Here is a 16,656-nt window from a genome sequence, read left to right as displayed (position 1 = left end):
AAACGGGCAGGGGCTTGGCGGTGGGGGTGGCTTGGGGCTGTGTGGTCTGTGTAACTTTGGGTTGGGTTTGTGTTTGTACCTGTGTCTGTGTGGCAAGGAGGGCGGGGGTTAAGGCGGCAAACAAGGGCACAAACTCTAGGCGCAAAAAGCGTTTGTCCTGCGAAAGTTTGGCATTGACTTTAAATAGGGCGTTGCTCTTGGGTACTATGTAGAGGGTGTTGTTTTGGTTATGCACTTCGAGTTGGTTTAAAATGGTGCTGCTGAAGTGCTCATAGCGGGGGGCAAAGGGAGCAATGTTTGCTAGGGTGATGGTCTGCGTGGGCGAGATTTTAGGCACTTGGTGTAGGGCTTCTTGAAAGAGCAACTCCAAAAGTACGCCCTTGTGATCGGGGGTGGGGGTGACTTGGATGTGGGTGAGCTGGTTAAAAGAGTTGCTCCACAACACGCCTAAGATGAAAAAGACACACGCAATGGCTCTCAAGGCTCACATATCCTTTGCAATGTAATACACAATAGCGTTCGAGTCTAACACCTCGTTTAAACGGATGGCCAGGTTCTTTTCATACACCATGACTTCGCCCTTGCCGATCACCCGCCCATTGACAAAGGTATCCACGCTCTCACCTGCGGGCTTTTGTAAATCGATCACAGAGCCCCTTTCAAAGCGCAAAACTTCTCTTAGCGGGATTTGTGTGGACCCCAGCTCTGCCATGAAAGTAACTTCCATGTCCAATAATCCCTTGTAGTCGTTGATGAGCTCTTCTAAGTAGGTGGTGAGCTCCAACTCCCTAGGGTTTAGGGCGGGTTGCTTCTTGAACTTGGGATTGACAGAGGGCAAATTGGCGAGGGTGGGGTTGGATTGGATATTCACCCCGCCATTGCCTTCTTTGTTCGTACTTGTGTTGTTCCCTTGGTTATCCATTACAAATCTCGCTTTCTCACGCTCAACTTAAAACCCACAAATAGAAAATGTACCATTATACTAGATTTACATTAGCGCGGTTTGAAATTCGCCCGGCTCCTACAAAAATCCTGTAAAAAACAGCTGTGGCATTTGGGTCTTAGTGCCATGCAGATACGCCGTCCAAAGAGGATGAGAGCGTGGTGCAGCGCGCTTAAATCGTGCACAAACAGCGCGCTTAGATCCTTCTCTGTCTGCTCTGCGCTTTTAGCTGTGCTAAGCCCTAAGCGATGTGCCACGCGGAAAACATGCGTATCTACAGCCAAGAGATTAGCCCCAAAGGCGACAGACATGACAACATTCGCGCTCTTTTGCCCGATGCCTGCCAAGCTTTTGAGTTCGGCTTGGGTTTGTGGGATTTGCCCTTGAAAATTTTGCACAACTTGATTAGCCATGGTGATTAAGTGCTTGGCCTTGGCGTTAGGATAGGAGATGCTTTTGATGCACTCTTGTACTTCGGGCAAGTTAGCGTTGGCTAGGCTTGACACATTAGGGTATTTGGCAAAAAAAGCAGGAGTGGTGAGATTTACCCGCTTGTCCGTGCATTGCGCCGACAAGAGCACCGCCACCAACAGCTCATAGGGGTTTTTGTACTCTAGCTCCGTGCTGGGGTGTTCAAAGTGGGCGAGCAGCCTTGCTTTAATGGCGCTTGCACTCATAGGGGGCGCACTAGAATGTGCTTGGCCTCGCTGGAGCGTAGGGCGACTTGGGCGCGCTCAATGGCGATGCTAAAGGTGGCTTTTCTTAAAGAGTGTTGCAATAGCTCAAACTCCACACCCGTGGCAATCCCAAAGGACATGAGGCGCTCTTTCAAGTCCAAATCGGGGGTGGTGATGTCAAGGATGGTGTATCGTTTGTTTTTTTGGCACTCGAGTAGGCTCATCTTTCATTCCTTTTCTAATTTCTTCAATAATAATATCAATGGGTGTGAAAATTCGCCTTAAAATTCTAAAGGGGGCTTGGAAAATGTCCTTAGCTAGGGTTACATTGGCCTTAGGGTTGTCTAAGCTGCCCTTTAAATTTACATGCGTGGAGATTTTGCCATCCCCGCCCAAAATCAAGTAATTGACGATGGGGATTTTATTGATGACATTGGCAAAGCCCTTGATCGTGGCGATGTTTAAGGACATGTCAATGCGACGCTTGGCAAGCTCGATGATCCCGCTGCCATCCACATCTAGGGTCGTGCCCGTGAGCTGGATATGCTCTAGCCCCAAGTAATCTGTATTGACTCCAAAAACCACCTTACCTCTAGAAATCTCATAGCCATTGGCCCCAAGGCGGGGGTTTCTAAACACGATGAGTGAGGGGATGGTGTTGATGAGATTGATCACATTTTGCAAGAGCTTGAAGTTCTTGATCGTGGTGTTTTGCAGCCTAAGCTCCCCGCTAAACACATTGTCCTTATAGCCCCCAATGAGGCTATAAAGCCCCCCTTGGATAATGTTTTGCGTGGCGATAGATTGCAGCACCATGTTTAAATAATCCCCGCTGAAATTATTGGCCTTGAGGGTGAGTTGGCCATGCGCCATGTCAAAAGCAAGCGAGGCGTGGTGGTAGCTTGCGTCCGCTCTAAAGCACCCATCGCGCATGGTGGCTAGGATGTTCTCTAGGGCAAAGGGAAAGCCCTTAAAGGTGATGACAGCATTTTTGGCTTGGATGATGAGGCGGTTTAGGGAGATTTTATGTTCTTTTTCATAGCGTTGTTTTTCTCTGATAAAAATCGTTTCGTCCTTGATTTGCTCCTTGGTTGGGCGTTTACCGCTGGGGTTTAAGAGCTCTTTAATCGCGGGCACTTTGGCTTTTAAGAAGTCATCTATGTTGAAATTGATGTCATTGGCAAAGATGATTTTCTCCCCGCCACGGATGCGCCCCATAATGGCTTTATCGGGGGTGAAAAACTCCAAGCCCCTAGTCCCAAAAGTGCCCAGCACAGAAAAGCCGTTGAAGCGTCGCCCATCGTTGCGGTATAAAGGCAACTCAAGGTCTAAGTTTGTCCCAAAGAACTCAAAGTTTTTTAAATCCTTGGTGGTGATTTTAAGCGCGCCTTTTTTGATGGCAAAGTAGTGCGCAAGGGGCGAGATGGCAGCGAGTTTGGCAATGTTTTTTAAATGCAGGCTGTAGTCCTTGGCAATGCTTCCCTCAATCTCTAACTCCTTGATGTTAAAGGTGATGTGCTTTTCTTTAGAGAAGTCCAAATCACAGCTTAAAGTCGGTAGGTTGTCTTCAGTGGCGTAGATGATGTCCTGACTGAACACCTCAGCGTTTTGGGCTTGGATGATTTGGCGCAGTTTGTTTTTAAATGCGAGAGTATCCACGCCCTTAGCAAGCAAGCTTGGCAGGGTGCTTAGGCGCAAAATGGGGGTGCTCTTGGATAAAATGGTGCGCCTGGTTTCAAAGGGGCTGTTGTTGATGGCGGGGTTAGTGTTGATTTGGATTTTATGGATGATGGCTTGGCTTGTGAGGCTCTTGTGGGTGAAGTCTAGAGTAACGCGGTTGTCGGTGTCAGCCATGTTTTGAAAGCGGGTGTGGGTGGTGCTCACATAGACGACTTTATTCGTGGGACTGATGTCTAAGAACACCTGCGCACTTTGGTTGCTCAAGGGGATGTTGTAGAGCGCAAAGCTGCCCGCGGCAATATCCACACTGCCCTGTACGAATAAGAGGGGCTTGGCATGGGGGATGAATTGCATGGTGAGCAGAATATCCGCCCCGAAGGCGGGCTTGAAGTGGCTTAGGGGCAAATTGATGTTGTAGGCTTTTAAAATGTCTTTGACGGGGACAAAGGCGGGGCTTGGGGCATTTTTAATGCTCGCCACGAGTCTAGAGTTTGGCCCAAAGTGGCTCATAACCACCTGCGAGCCCTCTAGGCGCATGGATGGGTAGGTGATGTGCTTGGGCGTGATGACAAGCTGGCTATCCTTATACTCCAGTTCCACTTCCTTAGCCAAAATGGGGGGGAGTTTAGGATTGTAGATGACATGGGCGTTTTGCACCATGGCTTGCACACTCAGATTCTTTTGCAAGCTCTTTAAGATGTACTTATCCTTGAAGTTTAAGGAGAGTTTCGCGTCCTTGATGAAAAAGCCGCCAAAGGAGATGTTGCTAAAGAGCCATTTTTGCAGTGCTTGGTGCTTGTCGGGCTTGAAGTAGGGCTTTAAAAAATCGATGTGTTTGATGTTGTTGGAGCTAAGCCTAAGAGCCACGGACTTAAAATCGGTCAAACCCTGCACGGAAATTTTTAATTTTGAGGGTCTAATATTTGGGATGGGTGTTGGGGAGACTTGCAGCTTAAAGTTTAATTGTTCCGTGCGTTTAGCATAGGTTGCCTGCCCTATAAGATGTACATGGTAGGGCTCGGAGTCTAAGTAATTAATGTTTAGGTGCAATTCTTGGCGGCCTTTCTCTTGTAGGTCAAACTGCCCGCTCACCATGTCGGGGAAGGTAAATTCATAGCGGTGTCCGTTAAAAAAGACATGGGCTTTGATGTTGGGCTTGATGTCGATTTCTTGGATGGTGATGTTTTCAAAATAATCCACCGCCCACATGCCGTATTGGATGTAGCGCACAATGGTGGCGATGGTGGGGGGTCTTCTATTGGGCTTGTGCTTGACGAGTTCGATGATGTCTAACTGCCCCACCCTTAGCAAGAATTTATTATTCAGTTTTAGATAGAATCGCTCTATTTTGAGCCCACCAAAATGCATGGAGGAGATATAAATTCCGTTTTTTAACACAAGAAACAAAATGGCAAATAAAACAGCCACAAGCCCAACAGAAAAAAGGGGGCGTAGTATCCTCTTGGAGATGGCTTTTATCATTACGCTTTCATTGCTGTTTTACTTAAGTATACCCATAAAATCTTACGCAATTATTTACATACCCAAGGGTACGCTAAAAAGTGCTCTAAGCCATCTGCATGCCCTAGAAAACCCCACGCCCGCAGTCAATGGCCTAGATTTATGGATTTTACGCCTCATGTCTGTCTTGCACCTGTGGCACATGCCTAAAAAGGGATATGTGGCAATCCCTGTAAGCCCGAATAACACCATCGCCAAGGGGGACTTCTTGCACGCTTTAAGCTTGTCTAAGGCAGTGTATCAAGACATCACTTTAATCCCGGGAGAAACCTTATATTTTTTTCTAAGACACTTGGCGAAGACCTTTGCGCTCAAGGTGCAAGATTTAGAGCAGGTCTACAATGAAAAAGCCCTTTGGGCTGATGGGGCAATTGTCCCCGACACCTATAGATTCACCCTAGGCATTTCGGCGCAAACTCTCATAGACTATCTCATACAACACAGCCAAAAACACTACCAAGCTTTAAGCAAGCAATTACTTGGCAGTTACGACCCCAAGAAGTGGCAACAAACCCTAATTGTGGCCTCTATTATCCAAAAAGAGGCGGCCAATGCTGCAGAGATGCCCTTAATTGCTGGGGTGATTTACAACCGCTTGAAAAGGCGCATGCCCTTGCAAATGGATGGGACACTAAACTATGGGAAGTACTCCCATACCAAAATCACCCACGAGCGCATCGCCACCGACAACAGCCCCTACAACACCTACAAGCATAAGGGCTTGCCTAAAGAGCCGGTAGGCAGTGTGGGATTGGAGGCGATTAAGGCCGCCCTATTCCCGGCCAAAACGCCTTTTTTATACTTTGTCAAAACCAAAGAGGGGACACATAAATTCAGCGTGAATTACAAAGAGCATGTCCGGGCGATCCCAAAGTTTTAGCCTTAACTTAGTTTTGCTTTAGATATTTAATGCTAGTATCTTGGGCGGATTTCATTAAGGGTCTTTAAGGAGATGAAATGGCGAAAATGCAAGCCCCTGAGGGCGTGCCTGTTTGGGTCAACGAAGTCCGTTGTAAGGGTTGTGATTTATGCGTTTCGGTGTGTCCTGCGGGGGTTTTGGGGATGGGCTTGAAGCCCGCGCACATTTTGGGTAAAGTCGCCAAGGTAGCCTACCCTGAGAGTTGTATCGGGTGTTGCAAATGCGAACTGGGTTGCCCCGATTTTGCCATTTATGTGGCAGAGAAGAAGGAGTTTAAATTTGCAAAAGTGTCTAAAGAAGCTGAGGAGAGGGGGAACAGGGTGCGGGCGAACAACTATATGCTCTTAGAAGAAAGCGTGCAAGAGGGGAGGGGCAAATGAGAGAGGTGATCTCTGATGGCAATGAGTTAGTCGCAAAGGCGGCGATCGAGGCGGGTTGCCGCTTCTTTGGGGGTTATCCCATCACGCCAAGCTCGGACATTATGCATGCGATGAGTGGATTGTTGCCTGTCCATGGGGGGCATTTTATCCAAATGGAGGATGAGATCGGAGGCATTTCTGTGGCACTGGGCGCGAGCATGAGCGGGGTGAAGGCGATGACGGCAAGCTCAGGGCCGGGGATTTCGCTCAAAGTGGAGCAAATGGGCTATGCGTTTATGACGGAAACGCCTCTAGTGATTGTGGATGTGATGCGCTCAGGGCCTTCTACAGGAATGCCCACACGGGTGGCCCAGGGCGATGTCAATTTCTTAAAGCATCCCACGCATGGGGATTTTAAATCCGTGGCTTTGGCCCCGGGAAGTTTAGCCGAAGCCTACACCGAAACAATCCGGGCGTTCAACTTGGCGGAGAAATTGATGACTCCTGTTTTCTTGCTCTTGGATGAAACCGTGGGGCATATGTACGGCAAGGTGTCCCTACCCGACTTGCAGGATTTAGACATTGTCAATCGGCGGGTGTTTGAGGGCGATCCTAAGGACTACCAGCCCTATGGTGTGCCCGGTGACGAGCCCGCCATTTTAAACCCCTTCTTTAAAGGCTATCGCTACCATATCACGGGCTTGCACCACGGGCACATTGGTTTTCCCACTGAGGACGCAAAAATTGGAGGCGCATTGATGGACCGGCTCTTTAATAAAATCGACTCCAAGCTTGATGAGGTTTGTGTCAATGAGGAGATGGGTATTGAGGGGGCGGACTTGTTAGTGATCGCCTATGGCTCAAGCGCATTGGCAATTAAAGAGGCCTTAAGAGAGCTCAAGGTCGAGAATTATCCTAAAAAAGTGGCCTTTTTTAGGCCGCTCACCCTATGGCCTAGCCCCAAAAAACGCTTAGAGGAGCTGGGCAAGCAGTTTAAAAATATCTTGGTGGTGGAGCTTAACAAGGGGCAGTATCTGCAAGAAATCGAGCACATTTTAGGGCGCAGAGTTCCCGCCTTGCTGCAGGCCAATGGCCGCCCCTTCTCACCCAAGCAAATCATGGCTAAAATCAAGGAGTTTTGATGGCGTTTGACTACGACACTTATTTACGGGTAGATAAAACCCCCACTTTATGGTGTTGGGGCTGTGGAGATGGGGTGATTTTAAAATCCATTATCCGTGCCATTGACACTTTGGGTTGGGACATGGATGATGTGTGCTTTGTGAGTGGAATTGGCTGTAGCGGACGCATGAGTTCGTATGTGAATTGCAATACAGTGCACACCACGCATGGGCGGGCGTTGGCCTATGCTACGGGCATTAAAATGGCAAACCCCACTAAGCATGTCATTGTGGTGTCTGGGGATGGCGACAGCTTTGCCATTGGGGGTAACCACACGATCCACGCCTGCAGGCGCAACATCGATTTAAACCTAGTCTTGGTGGATAACTTTATCTACGGCTTGACAAATTCGCAAACTTCTCCCACCACACCCAATGGCATGTGGACCGTAACTGCCCAGGGAGGCAACATTGACAACAGCTTTGATCCTTGCGAAATCGCAATAGCGGCGGGGGCGAGCTTTGTAGGGCGTGAGAGTGTGCTAGAGCCTAAAAAATTAGAGCGCATCCTTGCCGATGCCTTTAGCCACAAGGGCTTTAGCTTCGTGGATGTGCACAGCAACTGCCACATTAACCTAGGGCGCAAAAACAAAATGGGCGAAGCGGCGCAGACCTTAAAATGGATCGAGTCGCGCTTGGTGAGCCGTCGCAAATATGAAGAAATGACCCTAGAGGAGCGGGTGGGCAAATTCCCCACGGGTATATTGAAACAAGATGCCTCCAAAATAGAGTATTGCCAAGCGTATCAGGGCGTGATCGACAGAGCCCAAGCGAAAAAAGCCTAAGGAGTCCCAATGCAGACACAATTACGATTTACAGGCGTGGGCGGTCAGGGTGTCCTTTTAGCGGGCGAAATCTTAGCCGAAGCGCAAATTGCGGCCGGGGGCTTTGGCACGAAAACCTCCACCTACACGAGCCAAGTGAGGGGCGGGCCCACCAAGGTGGACATTATCTTAAGCCCTACAGAAATCATTTACCCCTATGCCCAAGAGGGTGAGATTGATTTCATGCTCTCAGTGGCCCAGAGTAGTTACCAGCTCTTTAAAAAAGATATTAAAGAGGCGGGGGTTGTGGTGGTGGATCCTAATTTAGTCCAACCCACCCAAGAAGACATGGAGAAATTCCAGCTCTACCAACTTCCCATCATCACCATTGCCAAAGAAGAGGTCGGCAATATCATCACACAATCGGTGGTGGCGTTGGCGATCACGGTCGTTTTAACAGGCTGTGTGGCTAAGGAACAAGTCTTAAAAACCATGGCCTCTAAAGTCCCCGCTAAGGTGGTGGAGCTGAATAAAAAAGCCTTTGAAATCGGCGAAGCCCACGCATTAAAAGTACTTGCGGCAAGAAAAATCTCTTAGTGTTAGACTCCGCACAAATTGCCGCTTTGGCGGATAAAACCCCCTTTTATCTCTACGATTTAGACGGCGTACAAAGTGCCTTTTTGGCGTTTAAGGAGGCCTTTAGGGGGCGTAAATCGCTCATTTGCTACGCCCTTAAGGCCAATTCAAATCTTGCCCTTTTGGAGATTTTAGCTAAGGCGGGGGCGGGGGCAGATTGTGTGTCTATTTATGAAGTCCACCGTGCGCTTTTAGCGGGCATTGCTCCCTATAAAATCATCTTTAGTGGGGTTGGTAAGCTTGAGAGCGAGATACAAGAAGCCCTAGAGGAGGGGATTTTATTCTTAAATGTGGAGTCCTTTGAGGAGCTAAGGCTCATAGAGCAAATCGCAAAAGAGCAAAACACAAAAGCCCGCATCAGTGTGCGCGTCAATCCTAACATTGACCCGGCCACTCACCCCTATATCTCTACAGGGTTGTGGGAGAATAAATTTGGCGTAGAGGAAAAGGAGGCAGTGCAAATGTTCATGTTTGCCAAGCAATCCGCCTTTTTAGAGCCCATCGCCTTGCATTTTCATATTGGTTCGCAACTCTTGCAACTTGCTCCCCTAGAACAAGCCTTTGCAAAAATGGCGAGTTTTGCGCGCTTTTTAATCGCCAGCGGCATAGAGCTTAAATTCTTTGACATTGGTGGGGGGCTTGGCGTGGCTTACAATCCCACGCAAGAACCCATCGCCTTAGAGAGTTATGCCAGTGCCTTGTTTCAAGCCACAAAGGGGCTGGATTTAACCATCATTTGCGAGCCGGGACGGCGCATTGTAGCCGAGCATGGGATTTTGGTTACCAAGGTGCAATACACAAAGTCCAACAAGCGCAAGAATTTTGCCATTGTGGATTTGGGAATGAACGATTTTATGCGCCCCGCCCTCTACCAAGCCACCCACCCCGTGCGTCTACTCACGCCCAAGGAGGACGCGCTGGTGGCTTATGACTTGGTCGGGCCCATTTGCGAGAGCGCGGATTGTTTCATCAAGGGGGTGGAATTGCCCAAGCTGGAGCGGGGGGATTTATTGGTGTTTGAAAAGGTGGGGGCCTATGGGGCGAGCATGGCAAGCCACTACAACAGCCGCCCCAATCTTTTAGAGCTAGGCACTCAAGGGGGTAAAGTCCGCACACTCAAAGAGAGAGAAGACTTTTTTGACTTGATTAAACACGAAATGGGGCATTTAAAAGGGGAGGGCATCGTCTCCAAACGGGCGCAAATCGACCAAATCGACACGAGCCTAGTTCAACTTTTAAACGCCCGGTTAGCTTTAAGCGCGCAAATTGCTAAAAACAAACACCAAACCGGGCTTAGTATCTATAACCCCCTAAGAGAAGCCGAAATTTTTGCCAAAGTTGGGGGGCGGCTTGAGAGCGTCTATACTGAGATTTTGGGTGTGTCTAGGGGGCTGGTGTTCCCCGAACAAGTGGGCATCAGCACACATACGAACATTGCTAGGCGCATTTTAGGCCAGCAGGCAAAATTAAGCCTTTTTACCCCCCTAAAACTCTTTCAGGCAATTTTATCTAAGAGGGTGGATTATGGGCTTTTAGAGGTGCGTAAAACTTGCGCCTATGCTGAGGGGTTAAAAGCACTGGTTAAGCTCGTCAAGCAACAGGAATTAGAGGTCGCGCACAGCTTTAAAGTGGGGGGGGCGTGGTGCTTGCTTATAGGGCGTTTTGGCTTTTTGGTACAAACCAAGCCTACACGCAAGGCACTTTTCTTTGAGCCCGCACACACCCAAGAAGTGCAAGCCTTGTTAAAATCCTGCAATAACCCCCACTTTGTGGCGGCAAAATTGGGTTGCTTGCTGGAAGTGGATATGGCGCAAGAATTGCCCGCACACTTACAGCCCATGGTTTTAGGTACTTATTCCAACACACGGAGAGCATGTGGAGTTTAACCCCCTAAATTTGGCGCGAAAAGACCGCCTCGATGCCGCCCTAAAAGCGGACTATTTCCTTGTGAGCGATGTCAATTTTACGAATTTATATCTGTGGCAGAGCGCAAGAGAGATTAGCCTAGCCTTTGTGGAGGGCTGTGTGGTGATAAGAACCGCCTACCCCAAAGAAGCCCCCTTTTACTTCTACCCCATTGGTGCGGGCGATAAAAGGGCAGCACTCGAGCAACTCATCGCCCACGCCAAAGCGCAACAAGAAGTCTTGGAATTTAGAGCCCTACAAAGCACGCATAAAGAGGAGCTAGAGCAGTTTTATCCCAATGCCTTTAGTTATGAAGCTAAGCGGGATCGCTTTGACTATGTCTACAGTGTGGCTGAGCTTATTGCCCTAAGTGGCAAAAAGTTCCATAAAAAGAAAAACCACCTCAACGCTTTTTTAAAGCTCTACCCCCACTACAGCTACGAGCCCATCAGTCCTTTAAATATCCCCGAGCTCATACACGCCTTACAGGAGTGGCACAAGCTAGACGACCCTAGCGATTTAGGACTCACACACGAACATATGGGAATTTTAAGTGTGCTTAAAATTTATGAGAGCTTGCCCCTCTTTGGCGGGGTGATTAAGACTGAGGGGCGCATTGTGGCGATGAGCTTTGGGGAGAAGTTAAACCTAGACATGGCGGTAATTCACATTGAAAAGGCAGACCCGGGCGTTAGGGGAGCTTACCAAATGATCAACCAACAGCTCTTGGCTCACGCCTTTGCTGATTGTGTGCATGTGAATCGAGAAGAGGATCTAGGCATTGAGGGGTTAAGGCAGGCAAAAATGGGCTACCATCCCGTGTTTTTTGTGGAGAAGTACCACGCCCGTTTAGTCTAAAACTTTAGACTAAAATTACCATTGATTAGTTTTAGTATCCTAAAATAAGGCATTTCATTGGAAGGAGTCTCTCATGGATTTGCTGATACGGCAACTAAAACACGAAGACCTGCGGGAGTTCCAGCAAGTGGTGGCGAAATTTGGCGCAATTGTGACCGTTTTGCCCGGCATTAAAACCTCTCCTAAACCCGCCGTGTTGCAAAAATTGTCAGGCGAGCCCGTTGAAGTGAATATGCCCCTTGTGGATGGGGCGTTTGTGGCGACTTTAAACCGCGAGAAAAAAGAAGTCAATAAAACTTATGCTAGGCGTTACCAAGACTCCCTAAGCACTCAGAGGCATCGCCACGACCACCATAAGCTAGGCTGTGGGCGCACCCACCACGACACCGCCTTCACCAAACGTCCCATGCGCCACAGCGATGGGGATTCAGATTCGGGCTTTGGGATGGATATTTAAAGCCATTGTTCCAAGTCTTGCATGGCCTGGGTGTGCTTGTTCTCGAGTCCACCCTCTTGGTAGGTTTGGTAGTGCTTGATCGCTTCTGTGTAAAGCCCCCTGGCCTTCTTCTGGTCTTGCGCCACGCCCTGCCCCAATTCGTACATTCTGCCAAGAGCATAGAACTCATAGCCGAAGTCGTTTTCCTTGCGAGCGATTTTACAAAAGTACTCAAATGCTGTTAAATACTCTTGCACCATGTGGGGCGCACCGCACAGCTCCCCATTGTATTGGTTAAACAAATCTAACAAAGCATCATCACTCAAGTGCAAAGATAAATGGGACAAATCCTCTAGCATGGGCATCCTTATTTCAAGTTCAAAAAGAGAGTCTGCGCTTTGCTCTGGGATTGGGCTTTTTAAGGTAAAGGCGCAAATAGGACTTGGTAACCTCTAACTTCGCCTCGCTCAACTTGTTTTGGTAGTGCAGGGCTTTTTGCAAGTCCTGCTCCACGCCATCGCCCATCTCATAAGCCGCAATGAGTTTTGTTAGGGCGTGGATATAAATCCATTGCGTCTTCACCCCCACCTGCACCACGCCCTGATAGCACGACAGGGCTTTTTGTATGTCCTTAACCACGCCCTGCCCCTTTTCATACATTTGGGCTAGGCGATGGAAGACCTGCCCGTTGCGGCAATGGCCGAGCACAATCTGTTTATACAGGCTAAATGCCCTCAAATAGTCCTGCACGCTATGCGGGCAAAAGTGCATGTGCGCCACCCCCGCCGCCTGCCTCTTGCCGCATCCATTGTAAGCGTTGAACAACTCCAACAAGGCGGCATCACTCAAATTTAAATCCAATCCAGCGGACATGCAACTCCTTTTGCGAGGGGTGATTCTAGCATGCTATGTTAAATCCAAGGCCATGCCATAAAGCTTTTTGCGCTCGGTGGAGCTGGCGATATTTAAAAGCTTGCGGTACTTCGTAATCGTGCGGCGCACCATTTTAAGCCCAAATTGCTTTTCCACAAGCTCTAAAATCTTTAAATCGCTCATGGGGTGCTGCTTGTCCTCTTTGCTTATAAGCTCCAGTAAGAACTCTTTAATGGCGGCGTTAGATACATCCCCCTCTAAGGCGGTGGCAAAGAAGCTTTTAATCGCAAAGACCCCCCGATTGCACGCCAAATATTTATTAGAAATCGCGCGCGAAATGGTGCTGGCGGCGTAGCCAAATTCTTCGGCTAAATCCACCAAGCGCATAGGCTTGATCGTCCCGCCCTTGAAAAAATCGTATTGGTACTCCACGAGCATGAGCCCGATTTTTTGGATTGTTTGGTGGCGCATTTGCAACGCATCCACCAAGTCCCGTGCTTCTTTAAGCTTTTCTTTTAAATACCCATTGTCTGCGGCGATTTTGCCCTGCTCGAGCACGACTTTAGGGTAATAGCCCTCATTGAGCTGCACGCTAATGCCGCCGTCTTCCTCTAGTACCAAAATGTCCGGGACAATGGGGGGCAGACTTTCGGCAAAATCTAGGGCGGGGGGGTTTTTAAAAGAGGTGATCACTTGCATCGCCTTGGCATATAGAGGGTGTTGGCGGTGCTGTTGGTGTTGCTCTAAATCTTTGAGGATTTGAGCGCACAGCTCATAGGTGGGTATGTCTAGCTCCTCGTGCTGGGTGAGCTGAAAAGCAAAACTTTCTAGCAAATCGCGCGCAGCCACACCCGGGGGGTCTAAATAGGCAAAGCGTTGGCGCACCTTTTCATAGTCGGCAACTTCCACGCCTAGACTGAGTGCCTGCGCCTGTGTGTCGCCCTCAAAATACCCCTCTGGGCTCAAATTCTCGATGATGTCGCCGGCAATTTTTAAGGACATGGGGGTGGGAAAGAGGGGGGGTAAGAGCTGCTCGTTTAAGGTTTCGTGTAGGCTCTTTTGGCGGACACTCAGGCGCTCGATTTGATCGCCTAGGGCGTTTTTAGGAGGCTTATAGAACTTGTGGCTGCTAAAATCTGTGCTTATGCCGCTTTGCACCCGTACAAAGGGGTTGTCTTTGGCGCAGTTTAATAAAGTTTCTTCAATCTCTAAAGGGTCGCTTTGTAGAATAGGCAGCCAGCTTTTCAGGGTCGCTGAGAGTTTATTTTTGAGATTGGGGCGGGCGCGTAGCATTTTAAGCCTTAAAGTTCTCCCCTAAGTAGTATTTACGCACTAAAGGGTTGTCGTAAATTTGCGTGGCGCTCCCGCTAGCGAGCAAAGCCCCGCTTTTAATCACATACGCCCTGTGGCACACACTCAAGGTTTCGCGCACATTGTGGTCGGTGATCAGCACCCCGATATTCATCTCCACCAAATGCTCTATGATTTTTTGTATGTCTAAAACGGCGATGGGATCGACTCCGGCAAAGGGCTCGTCTAGCAAAATAAATTTGGGGTTTTTCACTAAAGCCCGTGCAATTTCCACACGCCGCCGCTCTCCCCCGCTTAAAGACATGCCCCGCCGTTCTCTTATGGCTTGGATATTAAAGGCGTTTAACATCTCTTCAATACGCTCAAGCGCCTCTTTATTGCTTTTAAAGGTCGTTTGCGCGGCGAGCATCAAATTATCCTGCACGCTCAAATCCTTAAAAATGCTCGATTCTTGGGGCAAATAACCGATCCCCATATTCGAGCGTTGGTGCAGGGGGTAGCTAGACAAATCAATATCGTTTAAATACACCTTGCCTCCGCTGGGTTGCAAAAGGCCACAAATCATATAAAAAGTCGTGGTCTTGCCCGCCCCATTGGGCCCTAAGAGCCCCACCACCTGTCCGCTCTCCACTTCTAAAGACACATCATGCACGATTTTGGTCTTTTTAATTTGTTTACTTAAGTTTTCGGCTTTGAGTTTATCCATGGGTAAGCTTGTAATGGCAGATTTCATCGCTACGCTCAAGGCTTAAGATTAGGGGGCTAAAGCCGCAGGATTTAAGCCAAGAGAGAAAATAACAATCCCCCCATTCAATGAAATGCACCCCCTCCTGCTCCAAGTTCTCCAACACCCCCAACGCGTGCAGCTCCTCAAAGCCTTTTAAGTAAAAATCATAGTGGTAAATGCAAAGCTTGGGGGTTTTGTAAAAGTGTAGTAAGCTAAAGGTGGGCGAAGTGGCGGGGGGGGCACTTAAGGTTTTACAAAAATACTGCACAAAAGTGGTCTTGCCACTGCCTAAATCCCCTTGCAAGCACACCAAAGCATGCGCGCTTAAATGCGCTTGCAGGGCTTGCACCACTTGGGGAATTTGTTCGAGCGTGGCGTGCATGTCTAGCATTTAGCAGTCCTCCACCTTGCCATCGGTGGTTCCCAGCTTGTCTTGCATCGCCTGCATTAAGGAGGGGTTGTTTTCTTTAAACTGCTCTAGGGGCCTTGGCTTAGATTTGTCGGTTTCTATGCGCGCGTTTGCCCCAAAGACTTTTTTTAAACAGGGCACAATCAAGGTTTTATAATGCTCGCGCAAGAGCAAACTTGCACTCTCATCAGCGTTAGAGTGCAGGGATAAAACGCCTTGATCAAAGGACTTAAACACCAAAAGCTCCCGAAACACCCTACCCAGTTTGGCATTTGCGCTCTCTATCTTGGCGGTGAGTTGTTGAAACAACTCCTTAGGGTCGGCTTGTGGGGGTTGCGTGGTTTGGGCCGGGCTTTTATGGGCGGTTTGGGGAGCTTGGGGGGTGCTTTTTAGCGTGGGGCTTTGAGTGGGAGCTAGACTTTGGGGCGTGCTCTGTTGCAAACTGGCTTGCATTTTGAGTGTACTCAATGTGAGCACAAAATCCCCATCCGCCCCATAGTTAAGCAGGGGTTGTGCCTGGGCGATCGCGCTCATAAAGGGCTCGAGCACACTTAAGGGCAACTTTTGGCCAAGCATGGCCTCTTTTAAAAAACGCGCCATCTCCTCTAAGACCATTGCGGTGTCATACTCGGCTAAAGTCTGTAGAAGGTTTTCTACACTTGCCCCGGCTACTAGGGCATTAAAAAACTCTTCTAAAACTTTTGTATCCACAAGTCCGAGCATTTGGCTTGTGGCTAGCGCGTCCACGCTTTGGTTACAGAAACTAATTGCTTGCTCGGCCAGGGTTAAAGTGTCGCGCAAACTCCCACCTCCACTGCGCCCAAGCATTTCTAAGGCAGCTTCTTCATAGCCCACACCCTCTTTTTCAAAAATAAACTTCAAATGTGCCACAACCGCCTTCATGGGGACTTTTTTAAAGTGGAATTGCTGCGTGCGGCTTAAAATGGTGGCGGGCAATTTGAAGGGGTCGGTGGTGGCTAAAATGAATTTAACATGAGCAGGGGGCTCTTCTAGGGTCTTTAATAGGGCATTGAAGGCCTCTTTGGTAAGCATGTGTACTTCATCAATGATAAAGATTTTAAAACGCCCCAACGAGGGTTTGTACTTGCTCTGCTCAATGATCCCGCGTACATCTTCAATGCGTCGATTAGACGCGCCGTCCATCTCTATGGTGTCTAAATGCGATCCTTGTAAACTCTGCTCACAAGAGGGGCAAGTATCGCAAGGCGTGGAACTAATCCCCTTGGCACACTGCAGAGCCCTAGCAAAAATGCGCGCACTGCTCGTCTTGCCACTACCCCTAAGCCCGCTAAACAAATAGGCGTGCGCCAAGTGCCCATTCTCCAGGGCAAGACTCAAGGTTTTAGCGACACTCTCTTGTCCCACCAACTCATTAAAATGCTTGGGGCGGTATTTCAGTGCAAGACTCAAGGGGCATCCTTTCAAATGGATACGCC

Annotated in this window: 18 protein-coding genes and 2 pseudogenes; 9 read left to right on the top strand and 11 right to left on the bottom strand. The window is 48.8% G+C overall.

Annotated features, from left to right (window positions below):
* The 5 genes and pseudogenes from AOG36_RS08665 to AOG36_RS02605 form a co-directional block, all read right to left on the bottom strand.
* Window positions 1–481: pseudogene (locus tag AOG36_RS08665) on the bottom strand (hypothetical protein); the annotation flags it as partial.
* Between the two features lie 3 nt (window positions 482–484).
* Window positions 485–922 carry a flagellar motor switch protein FliN gene (gene fliN, locus AOG36_RS02620; RefSeq protein WP_015106275.1) on the bottom strand — a complete coding sequence of 146 codons (438 nt, stop codon included), beginning with the start codon at window positions 920–922 and terminating at the stop codon, window positions 485–487.
* 71 nt (window positions 923–993) lie between these two features.
* A complete protein-coding gene (gene nth / locus AOG36_RS02615) occupies window positions 994–1,620 on the bottom strand; it encodes an endonuclease III (protein ID WP_015106274.1) in 627 nt (208 codons plus the stop codon).
* A complete protein-coding gene (locus AOG36_RS02610; RefSeq protein ID WP_015106273.1) occupies window positions 1,617–1,844 on the bottom strand; it encodes a FeoA family protein in 228 nt (75 codons plus the stop codon). The genes nth and AOG36_RS02610 overlap by 4 nt, the downstream gene beginning before the upstream one ends.
* The gene (locus AOG36_RS02605) at window positions 1,798–4,782 is read right to left on the bottom strand and encodes a DUF3971 domain-containing protein (protein WP_053825437.1); all 2,985 of its coding nucleotides are present in this window, start codon (window positions 4,780–4,782) and stop codon (window positions 1,798–1,800) included. The genes AOG36_RS02610 and AOG36_RS02605 overlap by 47 nt, the downstream gene beginning before the upstream one ends.
* Here AOG36_RS02605 and mltG point away from each other — a divergent pair.
* From mltG to AOG36_RS02565, 9 genes and pseudogenes are all read left to right on the top strand, one after another.
* Window positions 4,709–5,701, top strand: coding sequence for an endolytic transglycosylase MltG (gene mltG, locus AOG36_RS02600; RefSeq protein ID WP_082334106.1), 993 nt, complete (start codon window positions 4,709–4,711; stop codon window positions 5,699–5,701). The genes AOG36_RS02605 and mltG overlap by 74 nt on opposite strands.
* Window positions 5,702–5,778: 77 nt before the next feature.
* On the top strand, window positions 5,779–6,120 hold the full coding sequence (locus AOG36_RS02595; protein ID WP_015106270.1) for a 4Fe-4S binding protein: 342 nt from the start codon (window positions 5,779–5,781) through the stop codon (window positions 6,118–6,120).
* Window positions 6,117–7,241, top strand: a complete 1,125-nt coding sequence (locus tag AOG36_RS02590; RefSeq protein WP_015106269.1) for a 2-oxoglutarate synthase subunit alpha — start codon at window positions 6,117–6,119, stop codon at window positions 7,239–7,241. Before AOG36_RS02595 ends, AOG36_RS02590 begins: the two co-directional genes overlap by 4 nt.
* Window positions 7,241–8,065 (top strand): 2-oxoglutarate ferredoxin oxidoreductase subunit beta, encoded by an 825-nt coding sequence (locus AOG36_RS02585; protein ID WP_053825436.1) that lies wholly within the window; start codon window positions 7,241–7,243, stop codon window positions 8,063–8,065. Before AOG36_RS02590 ends, AOG36_RS02585 begins: the two co-directional genes overlap by 1 nt.
* A 9-nt stretch (window positions 8,066–8,074) precedes the next feature.
* Window positions 8,075–8,641: a 2-oxoacid:acceptor oxidoreductase family protein gene (locus AOG36_RS02580; RefSeq protein WP_015106267.1), complete on the top strand. Its 567-nt coding sequence runs from the start codon at window positions 8,075–8,077 to the stop codon at window positions 8,639–8,641.
* A pseudogene (gene lysA / locus AOG36_RS08960) lies at window positions 8,608–9,855 on the top strand (diaminopimelate decarboxylase); the annotation flags it as partial. The gene AOG36_RS02580 and the pseudogene lysA, both read left to right, overlap by 34 nt.
* The gene (locus AOG36_RS08955) at window positions 9,838–10,566 is read left to right on the top strand and encodes a chorismate mutase (protein WP_231622472.1); all 729 of its coding nucleotides are present in this window, start codon (window positions 9,838–9,840) and stop codon (window positions 10,564–10,566) included. The pseudogene lysA and the gene AOG36_RS08955, both read left to right, overlap by 18 nt.
* Entirely contained in the window at window positions 10,556–11,443 is an 888-nt protein-coding gene (locus AOG36_RS02570; RefSeq protein WP_053825435.1) for a DUF2156 domain-containing protein, read from the top strand. The genes AOG36_RS08955 and AOG36_RS02570 overlap by 11 nt, the downstream gene beginning before the upstream one ends.
* 73 nt (window positions 11,444–11,516) lie before the next feature.
* On the top strand, window positions 11,517–11,900 hold the full coding sequence (locus tag AOG36_RS02565) for a hypothetical protein (protein WP_015106264.1): 384 nt from the start codon (window positions 11,517–11,519) through the stop codon (window positions 11,898–11,900).
* Here the strand turns inward: AOG36_RS02565 and AOG36_RS02560 are convergent.
* Genes AOG36_RS02560 through AOG36_RS02535 form a run of 6 tightly spaced genes read right to left on the bottom strand, consistent with a single transcriptional unit; the run spans window position 11,897 to window position 16,630 of the window.
* Complete coding sequence (locus AOG36_RS02560) at window positions 11,897–12,238, bottom strand: SEL1-like repeat protein (protein ID WP_015106263.1); 342 nt, start codon at window positions 12,236–12,238, stop codon at window positions 11,897–11,899. The genes AOG36_RS02565 and AOG36_RS02560 overlap by 4 nt on opposite strands.
* Window positions 12,239–12,257: 19 nt before the next feature.
* Entirely contained in the window at window positions 12,258–12,752 is a 495-nt protein-coding gene (locus tag AOG36_RS02555) for an SEL1-like repeat protein (RefSeq protein WP_015106262.1), read from the bottom strand.
* Window positions 12,753–12,785: 33 nt separating this feature from the next.
* Window positions 12,786–14,045: an RNA polymerase factor sigma-54 gene (locus AOG36_RS02550; RefSeq protein ID WP_015106261.1), complete on the bottom strand. Its 1,260-nt coding sequence runs from the start codon at window positions 14,043–14,045 to the stop codon at window positions 12,786–12,788.
* A gap of 1 nt (window position 14,046) precedes the next feature.
* Window positions 14,047–14,769, bottom strand: a complete 723-nt coding sequence (lptB, locus tag AOG36_RS02545; protein ID WP_053825434.1) for an LPS export ABC transporter ATP-binding protein — start codon at window positions 14,767–14,769, stop codon at window positions 14,047–14,049.
* The gene (gene tsaE, locus AOG36_RS02540; RefSeq protein ID WP_015106259.1) at window positions 14,762–15,181 is read right to left on the bottom strand and encodes a tRNA (adenosine(37)-N6)-threonylcarbamoyltransferase complex ATPase subunit type 1 TsaE; all 420 of its coding nucleotides are present in this window, start codon (window positions 15,179–15,181) and stop codon (window positions 14,762–14,764) included. The genes lptB and tsaE overlap by 8 nt, the downstream gene beginning before the upstream one ends.
* Window positions 15,182–16,630 (bottom strand): DNA polymerase III subunit gamma/tau, encoded by a 1,449-nt coding sequence (locus AOG36_RS02535; protein ID WP_231679172.1) that lies wholly within the window; start codon window positions 16,628–16,630, stop codon window positions 15,182–15,184.
* Between the last annotated feature and the right edge of the window lie 26 nt (window positions 16,631–16,656).

The sequence above is a fragment of the Helicobacter heilmannii genome, assembly GCF_001283065.1.
GTDB lineage: Bacteria > Campylobacterota > Campylobacteria > Campylobacterales > Helicobacteraceae > Helicobacter > Helicobacter heilmannii.
Note: the sequence above shows the minus strand (reverse complement) of the source record. Positions and strands in the feature narration are given on the sequence as shown.